Below are 17,184 nucleotides of genomic sequence, written 5' to 3'. Positions count from 1 at the left end.
CATGGCGGATCGTGGTGCGGCCTCCCGCCCGCACCGCGTCTGCGCAATATGCATGACCGATGGCACATGTGCGCCGTGTGCGGCTTTCCTAGAATCTGGGCTCCACCAACCAAGGAAAGCACCATGCTCAAATCACTCTTGCCCCTCGTCGTCGCCTCCCTGTTCGCATCGTCGGCGCATGCGCAGCAAGCATACGTCGGCGCCGCACTCGGCAACGGCACCAGCCTGAAGTACCGGACCGCGCCTGGCGCACCCGCCGGCGAGGACATGACCCTGTTCGGCAGACTGTACGGCGGCTATGCGTTCGACGACACCTGGGCGCTGGAAGGCGGTTTCGCGTCGTATGGAAAAGCGACGTTCGACAAGGCCGAGACCGGCGCGCTCTACGACACCACCCTGAAAACCAACCTGGTGTACACGGCGGTACGCGCCAGCTACCGCGTCAACGATGCCTGGTCGTTCAGCGGCAAGCTGGGCGCGGCGCGCCATTTCCAGAAACTCGAGCAAGGCGGCACGGCCACGCGCCGCCACGAGGTGCGGCCGATGTTCGGGATCGGCACGGCCTACGACCTGACGCCAAGGGCTGCCCTGACGCTGGAACTGAACGATTACGGCACGATACGCACCGCCGATTCGAAGCTCATCGTACGCAAGCTCGAGGCCGGCGCCAGATTCAGCTTCTGACAGTCAGTAACGGTAGGTCAGCCGCACCGACGACGCCAGGCTGTTGCGCCTGGCGGTCCAGTAGCTGGCCGCCGCACTGCCTTCGAGCCGCGCGTAATCGAGTGCGGCACGGACGGTGTACCTGGTATTGAGGTCCCACTCCCAGAAGCTCCCGACATACACGTCCTTCACCCCGCCCGACGCTCCCTCGCCGACGCCAAACCTGGCTTGCAGGTAGCGCCGGTCGGCCAGGCGCAGGCCGGCCGTGAAGCCCAGCGTCTGGTGCGGCGCAACGCTATCGGCCGAGGCCAGCTGTACATCCAGGAGGCCGCCGCCATGCTTGCCGGCCAGGCGCAAGCCATGCGTCCTGATGGCCAGGTTATGCAGGACCTGGTATTCCCAGAAGGCGCCGATCACCGGCCGCAGGCGGCCATCGCTGCCATCCTGCGAAGTGCGTACGCGTCCGAGGCTCAGCATCGGTCCATAGCGCAGGTGCGGCGTGCCCGAGAGCTGCCTGCCCAGCCACAGCCCGTTCACAAATACCCCATTGCTCCACTCGCCCTGGAAATGGGGCTGCAAAAACGCGGCGCGGCGCGCGCTGCCCTGGTCCTCTTCCCGGTACACCCACGCCGCCCCCACAGCGAATTCACTGGAGTGCTCGGGCATCAGGAAAGGCGAGTCGGCACGACAGCCGGCGCTGGCCAGCAGCGCAGCCAGCGCGCAGGCAGGGACGGACTTCATATGCATCCAAGCTCCAGTCCACGCAGCACGGCGCGCACGCGGTCGCGCACGCCCAGCTTGGCGAGGATGCTGGACACGTGGTTCTTGATGGTGCCTTCGCTCGGCCCCAGCGCGGCGGCGATCTCGGCATTGTTGAAGCCCGCCGCCATCAGCGCCAGGATCTCGGTCTCGCGGCCGGTCAGCGCCGCTGCCGGTGCAGGCCCGATCCCGCTGCTGCTGCGTTCATAGCTGGCGCGGGTACGCTCGGTCAGCGCGGGACGGAACAGGGTTGCGCCCGCCGCCACGCTGCGGATGCCATCGGCCAGGCGTTCGAGCGAAATGTCCTTCAACAGGAAGCCGCGGGCGCCGGCACGCATGCCTTCGAACAAGGCCGCGTCATCGTCGAAGGTGGTCAACAGGATCGTGGGCGGCAGTGCCGCGCCTTCGCGCTGCAGCAATTCGATGCCGGAAACCTCGGGCATGCGCACGTCCAGCAGCAGGACGTCCGCTTGCGCCGCGGCGATGACGCCTGGCGCGCCGGCGCCGTCGGCCGCTTCGGCCACTACGCGGATGTCGGGCGTCAGCTCCAGCAGGCCGCGTATGCCGCTGCGTACCAGCGTCTGGTCGTCCACCAGCACAACCCGGATCATGCCGCCACCCCGTACGCCGGCAGTTCGATCGACAGCGCGAAGCCGCGGCCGGACCTGCCGTCGATGCGCAGCATGCCGCCCAGTTCCGCCACCCGCTCGCGCATGCCGGCCAGGCCGTTGCCCTCGGGCGCGGCACTGCCGCGGCCATCGTCGGCCACCGACGCAACCAGCGCTTCGCCACGGCGCGCTACCCGGATCACCAGTCTCGACGCACGCGCATGGCGCATGGTATTCGTCAGTGCCTCCTGTACGCAGCAGAACAGGGCGTGGGCCGCCGCCGGCGAACAGGCGTCGATGTCGTCGGCCAATTCGAGCGCGATCGCCGGCGCCGGAATGCCTGCGCATAACAGCCGCAGGGCCTGGCCGATACCGACCTGGCGCTGTTCGCGCTCCATGCCGACCACGCCGCGCACTTCCGACAGCAAGCCATGGGCCAGCTCGCGCGAGGTGTGCAGGGACGCGCCGGCGCCGGTCCCGGCCTGGCGTAGCGCCAAGTCGAGGTGCAGGTTGAGCGCAGTCAGGTGATGCCCGATGGAGTCGTGCAGGTCGCGCGCAATGCGCATGCGCTCGGATGCACGCACCGTGTCGCCCAGCAGCGCCTGGGTAGCTTGCAGCTGCGCATGCGATGCGGCCAGCTTCAGGCGCACCTCGCGGTCCTTGCGCACCAGCCAGGCGAAGCCGAACGCCAGCGGCAGCATGCAGCGTTCGAAGACCAGCACTGCCAGCACCGTGCGGACGCTGCCGTCGCTCAACTGCGACTCGGCGTACAGCAGCAGGTACACATCCAGCGCCATGCCCACCACGAACTGTGCGGCCAGCCCGGCGAGGCCGGTGCGCAGCGGCAGCAGCGCCGCCAGCTGCACCGTCGCCAGCAGGCTGAAGACGAGCGAATCGAGCACCATGCCGATGGCCAGCTGGACTCCGATCAATAGCATCGTACCCGGGCCGCCCTTGCGGAAGGTGCAGCGGTACAGCAGGACGATGAAGAGCGCGATCAGCAGCGCCTCGGCGCCCACGAACAGGCGCAGCGCCAGCTCCGCTCTTTCCGAACCTGCCCTGACGAGCGAAGGCGCCGGCGTAAACATGGTCGCGACCTGGGTGGCAGCCATGCCGATCGGATTGTGCAGATTGTCTCCACTCGTCCCGCGCACCCAGCGCGACGCCAGTTCCGAGATGGCGCAAATGCCACCGGCGGCAAGCGCCGCGCCGGCGTAGCGCGTGGCGGCAGGCGGCCGTTCATGGAAAGGGAGTGGGTGCATGTTTGCGTTATGATATGTCCAAAATGCAATTTTACGCGAGCCCCTGCGGCGTAGGAAGCGTCTGGCCGCCCGGCCATGACTTTCGGCACATGGAAAGCACTTCCGGGGCGGCCATAGAATGGCGCTGCTGGATTACCACTGCGCGCGCACTGCGCCTTGACAGGATTCGATGAGGAAAACGATGTTCGCCGGCCTGGCGCTGGCTGTTGCAGCCTTGCTTGTGCAGGCCCGGGCCGCGCCGCAACCGGAGCAGGTACCGGAACCGGAACCGCCCAAGGTGTTCGTGAACGCGGCGCGCGACTCGGAATGGCACAGTTACCGGCGCGCCTACCAGGCGGCCCGCTTCTTCGAACCTTATCTGCGCACCCGGCCGCTGATCCAGGCGCACATGCAGATCCGCCCCTTGCGGCCGGATGTCCCGATGGAGGGCCTGCGCGTGCAAATCGTGGGCGAGACGACGAACGTCGAGATTGCGGTCGACGAAATCGGCCGCGCCGTGCTGCCCATGCTCAAGACCGCGTTTGACGAGGATGCCGTGCTGCGCCTGAACCGCCAGAAGGGCCACTACGCTTTCAGCGGACGCTACTCGATCCGGGAAAAGGCCGACGGCATCTATCCGTCCGCCGAACTGCGCGCGGCGTGCGCACAGTTGATCGATGCGCAGCGTGTATCGGGCTACCGCTTCCGGCTGCTGGGCAAGCACTGCGCCGGCGTCAAATTCGTCTACCGCCTGTCCGGTGGGCCGCCGCGGGTGCTGCATCGCGACGCGGCCGGTACCGAGCGGCTGCTGCCGATGAGCGAAGGACAGCCTTTCGAGAACAATACGATGGGGCGGTACAAGGTCGCGCTCTACCGGTTTGCCGACTGGCCGGCCGATGGCGTGGTGTTCACCGAGACAAAGCCGGTCGCCCTCGGCACCCTGTACGAATAAGCGCAGGCAGTCGAGGCTGCAGTATCTACTCCACCAATACGGAGAGGTCCCGCCCTTCCACGGCGACAAGCCCCGCGTAGTCGGCCACATACACCCGCAGGATGTATTCGCCCGGCGTCAGCCCGCCCACCTTCCAGCTCCCCGGCAGCGCCTGCCCACCCTGCAGGGTATTACTCACCGCATACGCAAAGCGCGTGGTCTTGCTGCCATATACCGTGATCCCGCTGCTGTCTGCATACATCAGCTTTACTGCCTCCTGATCGCGCGGCAAGCGGTCGTACACCTGCGTGATCAAGGGCTGCTCGAAACCGGCCACCGGCGTGCCATCCGCCCGCAGCACCTGGTAGCCCAGCTTGTACAAGCCCAGGCGCCGGCGCGCCAGGTTGCCGTCCATCTGGTCATACGCATCGACCACGATGTTCACGTCGCCCATCGCGCGCTCGATGCGCAGCGGCTCGCCCTTGCGCCCCGCCTTGATGCGCCGCCCGCCACCGTCGTACAGGGCGATGCCGTTGATGGTCGGCGCGATCGTGTCGCGCAGGCCGATGAAAGGCAGCAGCAGCGGATTCGACGGCGCCCCGGCCGGGTAATGCTCCATGTGCACGTGCGCCATCGGGTTGATGGTGCCGAGCGCATCGCCCACCGCAAAGCGGGTGCCGCGCTGCACGCGCACGCGCTCGGGCTTGCCGCGCGCATCGAGCAGCAAATGGAAGCGCGGATCGAGCGCCTTGCCGTTGCTCTCGCGCCCCACGCGCATGTGGATGTACGACAGCGGCCCGACGCTCATGCCCTCGACCAGGTTGCCGAAGGCCCAGTTCGGATACGGGTCGCTGACTTTCGAGGGCACGATGGCCAGCACGCGCGCGCCGACGTCGGCGCGGATGTCCAGGCCCGCATGGAAGTGGTGGCGGCTCTCGCCATCGTAGCTGCCGCGCACCTCGCCCATCACGCCGACCACTTCGTGCACTTCGGTCTGCGGCCCCACCGGCCAGGGCATCGGCTCGGTGCGCGTGACCGGCGCCGCCGGCAGGGGTGTCGGTACCGCTTCGCCCGCGCGCGGCGCGGCCAGCGAGAACACGCGCAGCGCCTGGGCGTCGGCCACCACCAGGCTGCCATCGCGGCGCACGGCAATGCCGCGCGGCCCGAACAGGCGCACCGTGCCGTCGCTGCCATAGCTGGTTTCTGGCGGACGGTCGGTGTCAGGCAGCGCGTGATAGGTGAAGTCCGGCGCGATCTGGACGATGCGCCCGCCGGCGCCGCTGGACACGTACAGGTAGCCGTCTTTTGTCAGCGCCAGCCCGGCGGGCCGGGTCAGCACCGGCTTCGGCTCGCCGGGGATCGGCGCCGCGACCGTCGTCACCACGCCATCGAGGCCAATGCGGCGGACCGCGTTGTTGCCGGTATCGGCCACGAACAGCGTACCGCTCTTGTCGACCGCAATGCCGACCGGCGTGTCGAAGCCGGCCGTGGCGGCGGCGCCGTCCATCGCACCCGGCCGGCCATTCCCGGCCACCGTGGTCACCGTGCCGTCCGGGGCAATGCGGCGGATGCGGTCGTTGTAGGTGTCGGCGACAAACACGTTGCCGTCCCGGTCGACCGCCACGCCCACCGGGCCGTTGAAGCGCGCCGTGCGGCCGATGCCATCGAGGTAGCCGGGCTGGCCATCGCCGGCGAGCGTGGTCACGCTGCCGTCGCGCGCGATCTTGCGGATCGCGTGGTTGCCGGTGTCGGCCACGTACAGATTGCCGGCGCGGTCCAGCGCCAGCGCGGATGGGGTGTTGAAGGCAGCCGCCTCGCGCATGCCGTCGGCAAAGCCTTCGCGTCCGCCGGCGTAGGTGCCGACCACGCCGTCCGCACCGATGCGGCGGATGCGGTTGCTGTCGCCGCCATCGGCGATGAAGACGTTGCCCTTCACGTCGACCACCACGCCGAAGGGGTCGCTGAAGCGGCTGACGGCGCTGTCGCCATCGACCACACCGTTGATGCCGTCGCCGGCCAGCGGCGTCACGCGCGCCGTCCATGCGGGCTTTGTTGCCGCCTCGGGCAGCGGCAGCAAGGCGCGGCGCGGTGCGCTGGCGTCGCCGCTGTTTGTGAAGTACCAGGCCGCGCCGCCGCCCAGGAGAACGGCGCCTGCCAGCGCCGCGATGACCGTTATTCGTTTCACTGCTTACCGCCCGCTCGTTGCTGAACCCGGCAGTCTACCCGATCGGCCGGGTTTGCATTGGGGCCTCGCGCCTACCGTATGCCGCGCTCTGCCGGGAATCGCTACCATCGATTACAGCCGCCGACACCGTCGGGTCGCGGCGCCACTTCCACCAACCCAGGAGCACACATGGATTCGAACAACGAGAAGCCGGCCGATGGTGCGCAGCCATCGCGCCGACGCTTCGTCAGCACCGTCGCCACCGGTCTTGCCGCCTCGGCCGCCGCAGTCGCCACTTCCCCCGCCATGGCCCAGAGCGGCGATGCCGCGCCAGGCCAGCCGCCCGCCGGCCGCGCAAAGGATGCCGCCGCACGCTACCCGCGCCCGCCCTTCGCCGTGCAGTCGCAGCCCTGGCCCGCGCTGGCCAGCAAGATGAACCCGCGCCCCGACCACGGCGAAACCACCTACCGCGGCAGCGGGCGCTTGGCCGGGCGCAAGGCGCTCGTCACCGGCGGCGACTCGGGCATCGGCCGCGCCGCCGTCATCGCCTTTGCGCGCGAAGGCGCGGACGTGGCCATCAACTACCTGCCGGCCGAGGAAGCCGATGCGCGCGAAGTAGTAAAGCTGATCCAGGACGCCGGCCGCAAGGCGGTAGCCATTCCCGGCGACATCCGCGACGAAGCCTTTTGCCGCAAGCTCGTGGCCGAGGCGGTGCGCCAGCTGGGCGGGCTCGATATCCTGGTGAACAACGCGGCGCGCCAGCAGTCGCACGACTCCATCCTCGATCTCACCAACGAGCAGTTCGACTGGACCTTCAAGACCAACGTGTATGCGATGTTCTGGATCACGAAGGCGGCGATCCCGCACCTGAAACAGGGCAGCTGCATCATCAACACCGCCTCGGTGCAGGCCTACAGCCCTTCCGAGAACCTGCTCGACTATGCATCGACCAAGTCGGCCCAGGTGGCATTCACCAAGTCGCTGGCCAAGCAGCTGGGCAAGAAGGGCATCCGCGTGAACGCGATCGCACCGGGGCCGATCTGGACGCCGTTGCAGGTCTGCGGCGGGCAGACGCCGGAAAACCTGAAGAAGTTCGGGGAAGAGTCGCCGATGGGCCGCCCGGGCCAGCCGGCCGAACTGGCGCTGGCGTTCGTGACGCTGGCGGCGGACGAGTCGAGCTACACGACCGGGCAGGTGTACGGCGTGGCCGGCGGCGCGGGGAATCCGTAAGCGCCGTCGCTACTACGGCAAGCATCGATGGCCGCGCGGGACGAGCGTCCTGGCGCGGCCGGCAAGGCTTGCAGGACGCGATCAGCGCTTGCGCAGCAGGCGCGTCAGCAGCGACGAGATCGAACGGGTCGGGATCAGTTTGCCCAGTGGGCCGGGGTGGTTGCAGCGCGAAGTGACGGTCATCTCTTTAGCCTCCGAAACATTACTTGGCAGAATAACTACACAGCTGAGTTTCTTCTGTGCGCCAGCGCGCATAGCGATATCTTAGGCATGCTCGAATGACGCTGCCGTGACAGGCAAACGCGCGCGCCCCGGCACGATTGAGCCATATCATGGGTGCCGCAAGGCCGGCCCCTATCCTCGACAGGCAAGCGCTTGCAACCATATTTTCCATACCGACCAGGGAGAACGAGATGGGCTACGCAGATCGTGACAAATATGGCATGTACAAGGACACCGGCAGCGCCGGTCCCGGCCCCTCGCTGATGGGCGCCGACACGCTGATCGGCGACAGCGTCGTCAACGGGGCGGAAGAAGACCTCGGCGACATCAAGGAAATCATGCTCGACATGAACAGCGGCCAGGTTGCCTACGCCGTGCTCGCCTTTGGCGGCTTCCTCGGCATGGGCGAAAAACTGTTCGCCGTGCCCTGGCAGGCCCTGCACCTCGACACCGTGAACAAGCGTTTCGTGCTGAACGTCGAGAAGGAACGCCTGAAAACGGCGCCCGGCTTCAACAAGGATTCCTGGCCAGACATGGCCGACGTCACCTGGGCTAACGGGATCCACAGTTTCTATGGCACCGACCCGGCCCGCGGCGGCGCCCCGACGATGGGGCCGGGCGTGGTCATGAGCGGAACGGTAGGCGGGCTGAGCGGCTCGGCCTCGAGCATGGGTGCGGGTGGCGGGCTGGGTGCCGGGCATGCGGGCAGCGGTACGGGTGCGGGTGGCAGCCTGGGCGCCGCCGGTGGAGGCACGATGGGCAGCGGCACCGGGATCAGCGACGATTCGGCGCTGGGCACCGGCGGTGGCGGCAGCATCGATCCACGTCCGGGCAACCTGGGCGACGACAAGGACCTGAGCAAGATCAGGGGCAGCAATATCGGCTGAGAATAGCCAGGCGAATTCGCCACCTGATGCGTGGCGAATTCGTTTCACAGGGCCTGCGGCCTGAACCGTACGGTGGGCACTCTGTGCCCACGCGAACGCCTGCGCCGTGTTGGCTTCTCACTGTGACGCAAGCCGCATCACGCCACCACAGCATCCAAAAGCGTCACGTTAGCGCCAACAATATCGCCGGCGTTCCGGAGCGAAGCATTCACGCAGCGGACGCTGGATGAGCACGTAACCGCGTGGGCACGGAGTGCCCACCGTACGGTCACTGCCGCTGGCCGAAAACGGCCTTAGCGGATCATCGACTCCCACACCTTCTGCAGCCGCTTCGCCGACACCGGCATCGGCGTCCTCAATTCCTGCGCAAACAAGGACACCCGCAACTCCTCCAGCATCCAGCGATACTCCGTCATGCGCGGGTCCAGGCTCTTGCCCGGCTGCTTGGAAATGCGCTGGTACTGGCTGGCCGCGTTCTGCCACTCCGCCATCAACTGCGCATCGCGCGATGGATTCCCGCGCAGCTTTTCCAGCCGCACGTTCATCGCCTTCAGGTAACGCGGGAAGTGCGCCAGCTGGCTATACTCGTTGTCGGCAATGAAGCGCTTGTGCACCAACGCCTGGAGCTGCGCCTGCATGTCGGCCGCCACCGGCGCAGCCAGCCCATTCAAGCGCTTCGGCATGCCATGGAACTCGGCCAGGATCGACCCCACCAGGCGCGCGATCTCGTTGATCAGCAAGCCGATGCGCCCCTTGCCCTCGTCCTTGCGCTTGTTGAACGAGGCCGCATCGTGCGGCAGCGGGTCCTGCAGGCAGGCGATGTCGATCGCCTTCTGGATGATCTGGTCGCGCAGCTCCTCCTGCGAACCCACGGTCATGAACTGCATGCCCATGCCCTGCAGTCCCGGGATGTTCTTCTCGGCGAACTTCAATTGGTCCTTCAACTGCAGCGCAAACAGCCGGCGCAGGCCGATGCGGTGAGTGCGCGCCGCCACGTTCGGATCGTCGAAGACCTCGATGTCGCAATGCGTGCCCTTGTCGACTAGGGCCGGGAAGCCGATCAGCGTCAGCTTGCCCTGCTTGATCTCCAGCAGTTCCGGCAGCTCGCCGAAGCTCCAGCTCGTCAAGCCGGTGTGCTGGCTGACCACAGGCGCCGCAGCCGCAGCAGGCGTATTCCCGCCCTTCCCCTTGCCCTGAGCAGGCGCAGGTGCAGCCGAGGCAGCGGCAGGAGCGGCAACCGGCGTCGATGGCGCCTTGCCCTTGCCCCAGCTCGCCGGCGTCGCCACGGCAGGCCGCAGACCGCCCACGGCCGCCGGCGCCGCTTCCGCCATCTTCTGGAAACTCTCGCGCGCCTGGCTGCCCAGTTCCGCCTGCAGGGTGGCGAGATTGCGCCCCATGTCCAGCTGGCGCCCATGCTCGTCGATCACCTTGAAGTTCATGAACAGGTGGGCCGGCAGGGTCTCCAGTTTGAAGTCGCCGGTCAGCACGTTCACGCCGGTCTCGGCACGCACGTCCGCAATCAGCACGTCGATCAGGTCGCCGCGACCGAACACGCCGGCCGCATGGATACGCTCGACGAAGCGCGCCGCGTAATCCGGCAGCGGCACGCAGTGGCGGCGCAGCTTCTGCGGCAGGGACTTCAGCATCAGGTGCACGCGCTCCTTCAGCATGCCCGGCACCAGCCAGGCCGCGCGCTCCTGCGGAATCTGGTTCAGCGCGAACAAGGGCACCGACAGCGTCACGCCATCGCGCACACTGCCCGGCTCGAAGTGATAGGACAGGCCCATCTCGATGCCGGTCACGTTCATCGTCTTCGGGAACAGCTCGGTCGTCACGCCGGCCGCCTCGTGGCGCATCAGTTCTTCGCGGTTCAGGTACAGCAGCTTCGGGTTGTCGCGCGAGGCGTCCTTGTACCACTTCTCGAAGCCGGCGCCGTTCACCACGTCCTTCGGAATCTCGGCGTCATAAAACGCGGCGATCAGCTGGTCGTCCACCAGCACGTCCTGGCGGCGCGACTTGTGCTCGAGGTTCTCGATCTCCTTGATCAATTTCAGGTTGTGCGCGTAGAAGGGCTGGCGCGTGTCGTAGTCACCGGCGACGAGCGCATCGCGGATGAAAATCTCGCGCGCTTCATAAGGGTTGTGCAGCGCGTAGTTGATGCGCCGGCCGCTGTAGACCACGATGCCGTACAGGGTCGCGCGTTCCAGCGCGCTCACCTGCGCCGGACGCTTTTCCCAGCGCGGCTCGCCCCAGGATTTCTTCAGCAGGTGCCCGCCGATCTTTTCCAGCCACTCGGGCTGGATTTGCGCCACGGTGCGCGCGTACAGGCGCGTGGTCTCGACCAGTTCGGCCGCCATGATCCACTTGCCCGGTTTCTTCACCAGCGAAGAACCCGGCCACACGTGGAACTTGATGCCGCGCGCGCCCAGGTAACCGGCGCCCGGCTCGTCCTCGCCCTTGAAGCCGATGTTCCCCAGCAGGCCGGTCAACAGCGCCAGGTGCAATTGGTCGTAGGTGGCGGCGGCCGCGTTCAGGCGCCAGCCCTGCTCGCGTACGATGGTCAGCAATTGCGAATGCACGTCGCGCCACTCGCGCAGGCGCACCTGCGACAGGAAGTTGGCGCGGCAGTTTTCCTGCAACAGGCGGTTCGACTTCTTGTGCGCGATGGCGTCTTCGAACCAGGCCCAGATCTTCAGGTAGCTGTTGAACTCGGACTTCTCGTCGGCGAACTTCTTGTGCTTTTCGTCGGCCTGCTGCTGGTATTCCATCGGCCGGTCGCGCGGGTCCTGCACCGACAGGGCCGAGGCGATGATCAGCATCTCGTTCAGGCAGTCGTTGTCGACGGCGGCCAGGATCATGCGGCCCACGCGCGGGTCGAGCGGCAGGCGCGCGAGCTTGCGGCCGAGCGGCGTCAGCTCGTTGGTGTCGTCGACGGCGCCGACTTCCTGCAGCAACTGGTAGCCGTCGGCGATCGCGCGGCCCTGCGGCGGCTCGATGAAGGGGAAGGTCTCGACATCCGTCAGGTGCAGCGACTTCATGCGCAGGATGACGGCCGCCAACGACGAGCGCAGGATTTCCGGCTCAGTGAACTTCGGCCGCTGCAGGAAATCGTCTTCCTCGTACAGGCGGACGCAGACGCCATCGGCCACGCGGCCGCAACGGCCGGCGCGCTGGTTCGCGGCCGACTGCGCGATCGGTTCCACCTGCAGCTGCTCGACCTTGTTGCGGAAGCTGTAGCGTTTTACGCGCGCCAGGCCCGCGTCGACCACATAGCGGATGCCGGGCACAGTCAGTGAGGTCTCCGCCACGTTGGTCGCCAGGACGATGCGGCGCGCATTCGTGGTGCGGAATACCTTGTCCTGCTCTTCCACCGACAAACGCGCGAACAGCGGCAGGATCTCGACGTGCGGCGGATGCTGCTTGCGCAAGGCTTCGGCGCAGTCACGGATCTCGCGCTCGCCCGGCAGGAAGACCAGCACGTCGCCCTGGCCGATACGGCACAGTTCATCCACGCCATCGACCACGGCATCGATCAGGTCGCGCTTGTCGCGCGCCTGCTGCGCCTTCGGTGCGGGCTTGTTGTCGACGCCGCCGCCCACCACGACCGGGTCGCGGTCGACCGGGCGATAACGCACCTCCACCTTGTACAGGCGGCCCGAGACCTCGATGACCGGCACCGCCGGCTTGCCTTCCTGGGCGAAGTGGCGCGCGAAGCGCTCGGCGTCGATGGTCGCCGAGGTGATGATGATCTTCAGGTCCGGACGGCGCGGCAGCAGCTGCTTCAGGTAGCCGAGCAGGAAGTCGATGTTCAGGCTGCGTTCGTGCGCCTCGTCGATGATGATGGTGTCGTAGGCGCGCAGCAGCGGGTCGGTCTGGGTTTCGGCCAGCAGGATACCGTCGGTCATCAGCTTCACCGAGGCGCCCGGCTGCAGGGTGTCGTTGAAGCGCACCTTGAAGCCCACGTGCTCGCCCAGCGGCGAGCCGAGTTCCTGGGCGATGCGTTTCGCGGTCGACGACGCGGCGATACGGCGCGGCTGGGTATGGCCGATCAGCGCGTTCTCGCCGCGGCCCAGCTCCAGGCAGATCTTCGGCAGCTGCGTGGTCTTGCCGGAACCGGTCTCGCCCGAGACGATCACGACCTGGTGCTCCATCAGCGCCTTGGCGATCTCGGCGCGGCGGCCCGATACCGGCAGGTCTTCGGGATAGCTGATCGGCGGCAGCGGATTGCGCACGCGCGGCGCGCGCGGCGCCCTGGCGTCGTCGCGCGGTGGACGTGGCGCACGTTCGGCGCGCTCGCCCTGCGGTGCACGCTCGGCACGCTCGCCCTGCGGCTGGCGCGGCTCGCGCGGCTGCCCGTCCTGCGCCGGCTTGCCCTGCGCACCACGCTCGTTCTGCGGCCGCGGCGCACGCTGCGCGCGGCGTTCGCCCTGCTCGCCTCCCTTCACTTGCGCACCGCCCTCGCCCGCATGCCGGCGCTCGCCCTTCGTCTGCAAACGCCCGTCCGGCGTCTGCGTCATCGGCGCACGCAACTCGCCGCCGGCGCGCTCGCGCCGCGGGTTCGATTCGGATGGAGAAGATGCTGCGCGCGCCGCGTCCGGCGAAGGCTTGTTACTCTGTTCAGACATTGTTTTTACGAGGTATTTGGTGCGCAAGTCGCGCAGCGAATTATAATGCGGCAAATGGAAAACCCTACCCAATTCGTCCAGTGGCTGCGCTCTGTCGCGCCGTATATTCATGCATTTGGCGGCAAGACTTTCGTCGTCGCTTTCCCGGGTGAACTCGTGGCCGCCGGCGCCCTGCCGGTGCTGGCGCAAGACCTGTCCCTGCTGGTCGCACTCGGCATCCGCATCGTGCTGGTGCACGGTTCGCGGCCGCAGGTGGCCGAGCAGCTCGGCCTGCGCAATGTCGAAGGCCGCTTCCACAACGGCGTGCGGATCACCGACACCGCCGCCATGGAATGCGCCAAGGAAGCCGCGGGCGAACTGCGTCTCGACATCGAGGCCGCCTTCAGCCAGGGCTTGCCGAACACGCCGATGTCGAACGCCCAGATCAGCATCGTGTCGGGTAACTTCGTGATCGCCCGCCCGCTCGGCGTGATCGATGGCGTCGACTTCGAGCTCACCGGCATGACGCGCAAGATCGCGGCCGACAAGATCGCCCCGATCCTGCAGACCGAGGACAACCTGGTGCTGCTGTCGCCGCTGGGCTTCTCGCCGACCGGCGAGGTGTTCAACCTCACCATGGAAGACGTGGCCGCCTCGGCCGCCATCGCCCTTCATGCCGACAAGCTGATCTACATTACCGAAACGCCGATGATGACGGATGCCGCCGGCGCCGAGATCCGCGAACTGTCGTCGCACCAGGCCGAAGCCGTGCTGCAGGCCGGTTTCCTGCCGCAGGACGCCTCGTTCTACCTGCAGCATGCGGTCAAGGCCTGCAACAGCGGCGTCGACCGCGCCCACATCGTGCCCTTCCAGATGGACGGCTCGGCCCTGCTCGAACTGTTCACCCACGACGGCGTGGGCACCATGATCAGCCACGAAAACCTGGAAAGCCTGCGCCAGGCCACAATTGAGGACGTCGGCGGAATTATCAAGCTCATCGAACCGCTGGAAGCCGACGGCACGCTGGTCTACCGCGGGCGCGAGCTGATCGAGCGCGAGATCGAGCAGTTCTCGGTCATCGAGCACGACGGCGTGATCTTCGGCTGCGCGGCCCTGTATCCCTTCCCGGACGCGAAGATGGGCGAGATGGCCTGCCTGACCGTGAACCCCGACGTCCAGGCCCAGGGCGACGGCGAGCGCATCCTGAAGCACATGGAAAACCGCGCGCGCGCCGCCGGGCTGACCAAGCTGTTCGTGCTGACCACGCGCACCGCGCACTGGTTCAAGAAGCGCGGCTTCCAGCCGGCCACCGTCGACGACCTGCCGAAGGACCGCGCCCACATGTATAACTGGCAGCGCAAGAGTCAGATTTTCATCAAGACTTTATAATCGCTGTTTTTACATCGAACATCAGGAGCACGACCATGGCCCGCACCGTTAATTGCATCAAACTCAAGAAGGAAGCCGAAGGCCTGGATTTCCCGCCCGTGCCAGGCGAAATGGGCAAGAAGCTCTACATGCAGGTTTCGAAAGAAGCCTGGCAGGCATGGCTGAAGCACCAGACCATGCTGATCAACGAAAACCGCCTGAACCTGGCCGACGACCGCGCGCGCAAGTACCTGGCCACGCAGATGGAAAAGCACTTCTTCGGCGAAGGCGCGGACCAGGCGGTTGGCTACGTGCCGCCGACCGCGTAATCAGAGATCGAGTCCCAGCTGCTCGCCCCCTTCGGGCGGGTAGATGATGCGGGTGCCCTCCACCTGCGCGAACGGCGTCAGCTTGTGCGGACGCCGTTTTTGTTTACCGATGATGTCTTCCACCTCCACGCCGCGCACCAGCAGCGCATCGCCCACCAGCGAACGGTGGCAGCGCCAGGGCACGGCTTCGGCGCACATCAGGGCGCAGCGGGTTGTTTCGGCCAGGTCAACCACCAGGTCGACGTTCCTGTTGAATTCCGGCGTCTGCATGTAGTCTGCGTAGCCCTGGAACGAGGTATTGCGCCAGCCGCCGTTGGGCGAATCCGGACGCGGACGGCGCAGCCCGCCCAGGCCGGGAATCTGTCGGTAGCCGATGCCGGCTTCCTTCAGCGAGGCCGGCAACTGGTCTTGCCCGAACTGCGGATTGTGGCGCGACTTGGGAACGGTGCGGATATCGAGCACGCATTCGACCTCGTTCAGGCGCAGCAGTTCGATGAATTCCTCGATGGACTGGTTCGAATGGCCGATGGTGCAGACGGTGTGCGTGCTCACGTGGGTCTCCGTAGGGTGGACGGCTTCGCCGTCCACGCGTTCAAACCAAAGAAGCACCGTGGTAAAGCATGCGCAGGTCGAACGCGTGGACGGGAGACCCGTCCACCCTACACGAAACCAATACTTGAGCGGCGCAGCCTAGTTGATGCTCTCGGCGGCGCGCTTCGATACAGGCGTCTTCACCGGCGCCCTGTAGCGCAGCACCACACCCTGCGCCAGCACCAGCGCCATGTACCCCACCAGCTCGCACAACTCTTCCAGCACCTGCGAATGCGCCACCCAATCGCGCGCAAACGCCGGCACATGTCCTTCCCCGAAGGTCGAGCCGAGCGCGGCGCCAAGCACCACGAGCACGCACATCCAGGGGAAGCCGCCGCCCACGATCACCCGCTTCAGGTAACGGTGCACGCCATGGCGCCAGCCAACGACCAGGGACGCCAGCACCAGCAAGCCGGCAATCGCCGGCACCAGCGGCCGGTAAGGCAGCACGCGCGACGAAAACACCGGCCCTTCGGGTCCGAAGCCCAGCGGCGGCAGGAACACGGCGCCCCAGCTCAGTTCACGGCTGGCCAGCAGGAACCAGACCGGCACTGCGCACAGGCCCAGCATGGCGGCGCCGCCCTTCGAGCCGCGCCGCCAGGCACGGCCGGCCAGCACCAGGCCGGCCAGCAAGACCACTACCTGGGCATTTTCGATGATCCCGTTTTCGAAGCTCCACGCCAGCGGAATGACGAGCGACAGCGGATAACAGAGCAACAGGCACAGCAGCAAGATGCGCTGCAGGCGCACGGACGAATTCATTTGCATGAAGGAGTACGCCGGATCAGGCTTCTACCGTACGCGCACCGGCCAGCGCCGGCGCCTTGAAGCGCAGCAGTACGCTTTGCGCCGTCACCATCGCCAGGTAGCCCACGCATTCGGCCATCTCTTCCAGCACTTCCGAACGCTTGACCAGGTCACGTGCAAAGCTGGGCAGATGCCCCTCCCCGATGGTCGAACCGAGCGCGGCGCCGAGCACGATGAGCACGCACAGCCAGGGGAAGGCGCGGTGCGCGACGATATTCTTGAGGTGGCGATGCACGCCGCGGCGCCAGCCGATGACCAGGGAAGCCAGCACCAGCAAACCGGCCACGAAGGGGACTGCCGGCCGGTAGGGCAGGATGCTCGACGAGTAGACCGGACCGTCGGGGGTAAAGCCCAGCGGCGGCAGGAACACGGCGCCCCAGCTCAGTTCGCGGCCGGCCAGGATCATCCAGATCGGAATCGCGCACAGGGCCAGCGCCGAGCGCACATCGTTCGGGCCGCGCAGCCAGGCGCGCGCGGCGAAGAACAGGCCGGCCAGCAAGACCACGACCTGGGTATTTTCCACGACCCCGTTTTCCCAGCCCCAGGCCACCGGCACCATGCGCGAGAGCGGGTAGCAAAGAAAGAGGCACAGCAACAGGAAACGCTGGAGATAGATCCGGCGCGGGTCGATCCGGTCGAATTGGGCGGAAAGTGGATTCATGGATAAAAGGAAGGAATCGGCAGGCCGAAGAGCCCGCCAAAAAATGACTGGTCAGTCACTAAACCCGCCAATATACACGATTCATTCGGAGGCTTCACATCGACTTGCGCCTCGGCAAG

14 protein-coding genes are annotated in these 17,184 nt (G+C 66.8%); 6 read left to right on the top strand and 8 right to left on the bottom strand.

The window, feature by feature from the left end:
- Positions 1-123: 123 nt before the first annotated feature.
- On the top strand, positions 124-684 hold the full coding sequence (locus tag ACWYRN_RS14880; protein WP_488688389.1) for an outer membrane beta-barrel protein: 561 nt from the start codon (positions 124-126) through the stop codon (positions 682-684).
- A 3-nt stretch (positions 685-687) separates the two neighbouring features.
- Here the strand turns inward: ACWYRN_RS14880 and ACWYRN_RS14875 are convergent, their stop codons facing one another.
- Genes ACWYRN_RS14875 through ACWYRN_RS14865 form a run of 3 tightly spaced genes read right to left on the bottom strand, consistent with a single transcriptional unit; the run spans position 688 to position 3,292 of the window.
- A complete protein-coding gene (locus ACWYRN_RS14875; RefSeq protein WP_488688388.1) occupies positions 688-1,410 on the bottom strand; it encodes a MipA/OmpV family protein in 723 nt (240 codons plus the stop codon).
- Positions 1,401-2,033: a response regulator gene (locus ACWYRN_RS14870; protein WP_488688387.1), complete on the bottom strand. Its 633-nt coding sequence runs from the start codon at positions 2,031-2,033 to the stop codon at positions 1,401-1,403. Before ACWYRN_RS14870 ends, ACWYRN_RS14875 begins: the two co-directional genes overlap by 10 nt.
- Entirely contained in the window at positions 2,030-3,292 is a 1,263-nt protein-coding gene (locus ACWYRN_RS14865; protein ID WP_488688386.1) for a sensor histidine kinase, read from the bottom strand. The genes ACWYRN_RS14870 and ACWYRN_RS14865 overlap by 4 nt, the downstream gene beginning before the upstream one ends.
- A gap of 169 nt (positions 3,293-3,461) precedes the next feature.
- Between ACWYRN_RS14865 and ACWYRN_RS14860 the strand changes: the two genes are divergently transcribed.
- The gene (locus ACWYRN_RS14860; protein WP_488688385.1) at positions 3,462-4,223 is read left to right on the top strand and encodes a hypothetical protein; all 762 of its coding nucleotides are present in this window, start codon (positions 3,462-3,464) and stop codon (positions 4,221-4,223) included.
- A gap of 25 nt (positions 4,224-4,248) precedes the next feature.
- On the opposite strand, the gene ACWYRN_RS14855 is transcribed toward ACWYRN_RS14860, so the two are convergent.
- Positions 4,249-6,387 (bottom strand): gluconolaconase, encoded by a 2,139-nt coding sequence (locus tag ACWYRN_RS14855; protein WP_488688384.1) that lies wholly within the window; start codon positions 6,385-6,387, stop codon positions 4,249-4,251.
- 168 nt (positions 6,388-6,555) lie between these two features.
- Between ACWYRN_RS14855 and ACWYRN_RS14850 the strand changes: the two genes are divergently transcribed.
- Positions 6,556-7,596, top strand: a complete 1,041-nt coding sequence (locus ACWYRN_RS14850; protein ID WP_488688383.1) for an SDR family oxidoreductase — start codon at positions 6,556-6,558, stop codon at positions 7,594-7,596.
- Positions 7,597-8,009: 413 nt separating this feature from the next.
- Entirely contained in the window at positions 8,010-8,705 is a 696-nt protein-coding gene (locus ACWYRN_RS14845) for a PRC-barrel domain-containing protein (RefSeq protein WP_488688382.1), read from the top strand.
- A gap of 293 nt (positions 8,706-8,998) precedes the next feature.
- Here ACWYRN_RS14845 and hrpA read toward each other — a convergent pair whose 3' ends face one another.
- Entirely contained in the window at positions 8,999-13,330 is a 4,332-nt protein-coding gene (gene hrpA, locus ACWYRN_RS14840; protein ID WP_488688381.1) for an ATP-dependent RNA helicase HrpA, read from the bottom strand.
- Positions 13,331-13,384: 54 nt separating this feature from the next.
- On the opposite strand from hrpA, the gene argA reads away from it, so the two are divergent.
- Positions 13,385-14,698 carry an amino-acid N-acetyltransferase gene (gene argA, locus ACWYRN_RS14835; RefSeq protein WP_305824265.1) on the top strand — a complete coding sequence of 438 codons (1,314 nt, stop codon included), beginning with the start codon at positions 13,385-13,387 and terminating at the stop codon, positions 14,696-14,698.
- 35 nt (positions 14,699-14,733) lie between these two features.
- Entirely contained in the window at positions 14,734-15,006 is a 273-nt protein-coding gene (locus ACWYRN_RS14830) for an oxidative damage protection protein (RefSeq protein ID WP_229439260.1), read from the top strand.
- Here the strand turns inward: ACWYRN_RS14830 and ACWYRN_RS14825 are convergent, their stop codons facing one another.
- From ACWYRN_RS14825 to ACWYRN_RS14815, 3 genes are all read right to left on the bottom strand, one after another.
- Positions 15,007-15,558: a DUF488 domain-containing protein gene (locus tag ACWYRN_RS14825; RefSeq protein ID WP_488688380.1), complete on the bottom strand. Its 552-nt coding sequence runs from the start codon at positions 15,556-15,558 to the stop codon at positions 15,007-15,009.
- Positions 15,559-15,696: 138 nt separating this feature from the next.
- The gene (locus tag ACWYRN_RS14820; RefSeq protein WP_488688379.1) at positions 15,697-16,365 is read right to left on the bottom strand and encodes a hypothetical protein; all 669 of its coding nucleotides are present in this window, start codon (positions 16,363-16,365) and stop codon (positions 15,697-15,699) included.
- Between the two features lie 16 nt (positions 16,366-16,381).
- Positions 16,382-17,065, bottom strand: a complete 684-nt coding sequence (locus ACWYRN_RS14815; protein WP_488688378.1) for a hypothetical protein — start codon at positions 17,063-17,065, stop codon at positions 16,382-16,384.
- Positions 17,066-17,184: the final 119 nt, after the last annotated feature.

This window comes from Massilia sp. BAP21, assembly GCF_057801335.1.
This window is presented reverse-complemented; position numbering and strand designations above follow the sequence as displayed.

Coding starts and splice junctions, on each gene's coding strand:
- ACWYRN_RS14850 (WP_488688383.1), top strand. CDS start 6,556: ATGGATTCGAACAACGAGAAGCCGGCCGATGGTGCGCAGCCATCGCGC.
- ACWYRN_RS14820 (WP_488688379.1), bottom strand. CDS start 16,365: ATGCAAATGAATTCGTCCGTGCGCCTGCAGCGCATCTTGCTGCTGTGC.
- hrpA (WP_488688381.1), bottom strand. CDS start 13,330: ATGTCTGAACAGAGTAACAAGCCTTCGCCGGACGCGGCGCGCGCAGCA.
- ACWYRN_RS14865 (WP_488688386.1), bottom strand. CDS start 3,292: ATGCACCCACTCCCTTTCCATGAACGGCCGCCTGCCGCCACGCGCTAC.
- ACWYRN_RS14880 (WP_488688389.1), top strand. CDS start 124: ATGCTCAAATCACTCTTGCCCCTCGTCGTCGCCTCCCTGTTCGCATCG.
- ACWYRN_RS14860 (WP_488688385.1), top strand. CDS start 3,462: ATGAGGAAAACGATGTTCGCCGGCCTGGCGCTGGCTGTTGCAGCCTTG.
- ACWYRN_RS14875 (WP_488688388.1), bottom strand. CDS start 1,410: ATGCATATGAAGTCCGTCCCTGCCTGCGCGCTGGCTGCGCTGCTGGCC.
- ACWYRN_RS14845 (WP_488688382.1), top strand. CDS start 8,010: ATGGGCTACGCAGATCGTGACAAATATGGCATGTACAAGGACACCGGC.
- ACWYRN_RS14815 (WP_488688378.1), bottom strand. CDS start 17,065: ATGAATCCACTTTCCGCCCAATTCGACCGGATCGACCCGCGCCGGATC.
- argA (WP_305824265.1), top strand. CDS start 13,385: ATGGAAAACCCTACCCAATTCGTCCAGTGGCTGCGCTCTGTCGCGCCG.
- ACWYRN_RS14870 (WP_488688387.1), bottom strand. CDS start 2,033: ATGATCCGGGTTGTGCTGGTGGACGACCAGACGCTGGTACGCAGCGGC.
- ACWYRN_RS14830 (WP_229439260.1), top strand. CDS start 14,734: ATGGCCCGCACCGTTAATTGCATCAAACTCAAGAAGGAAGCCGAAGGC.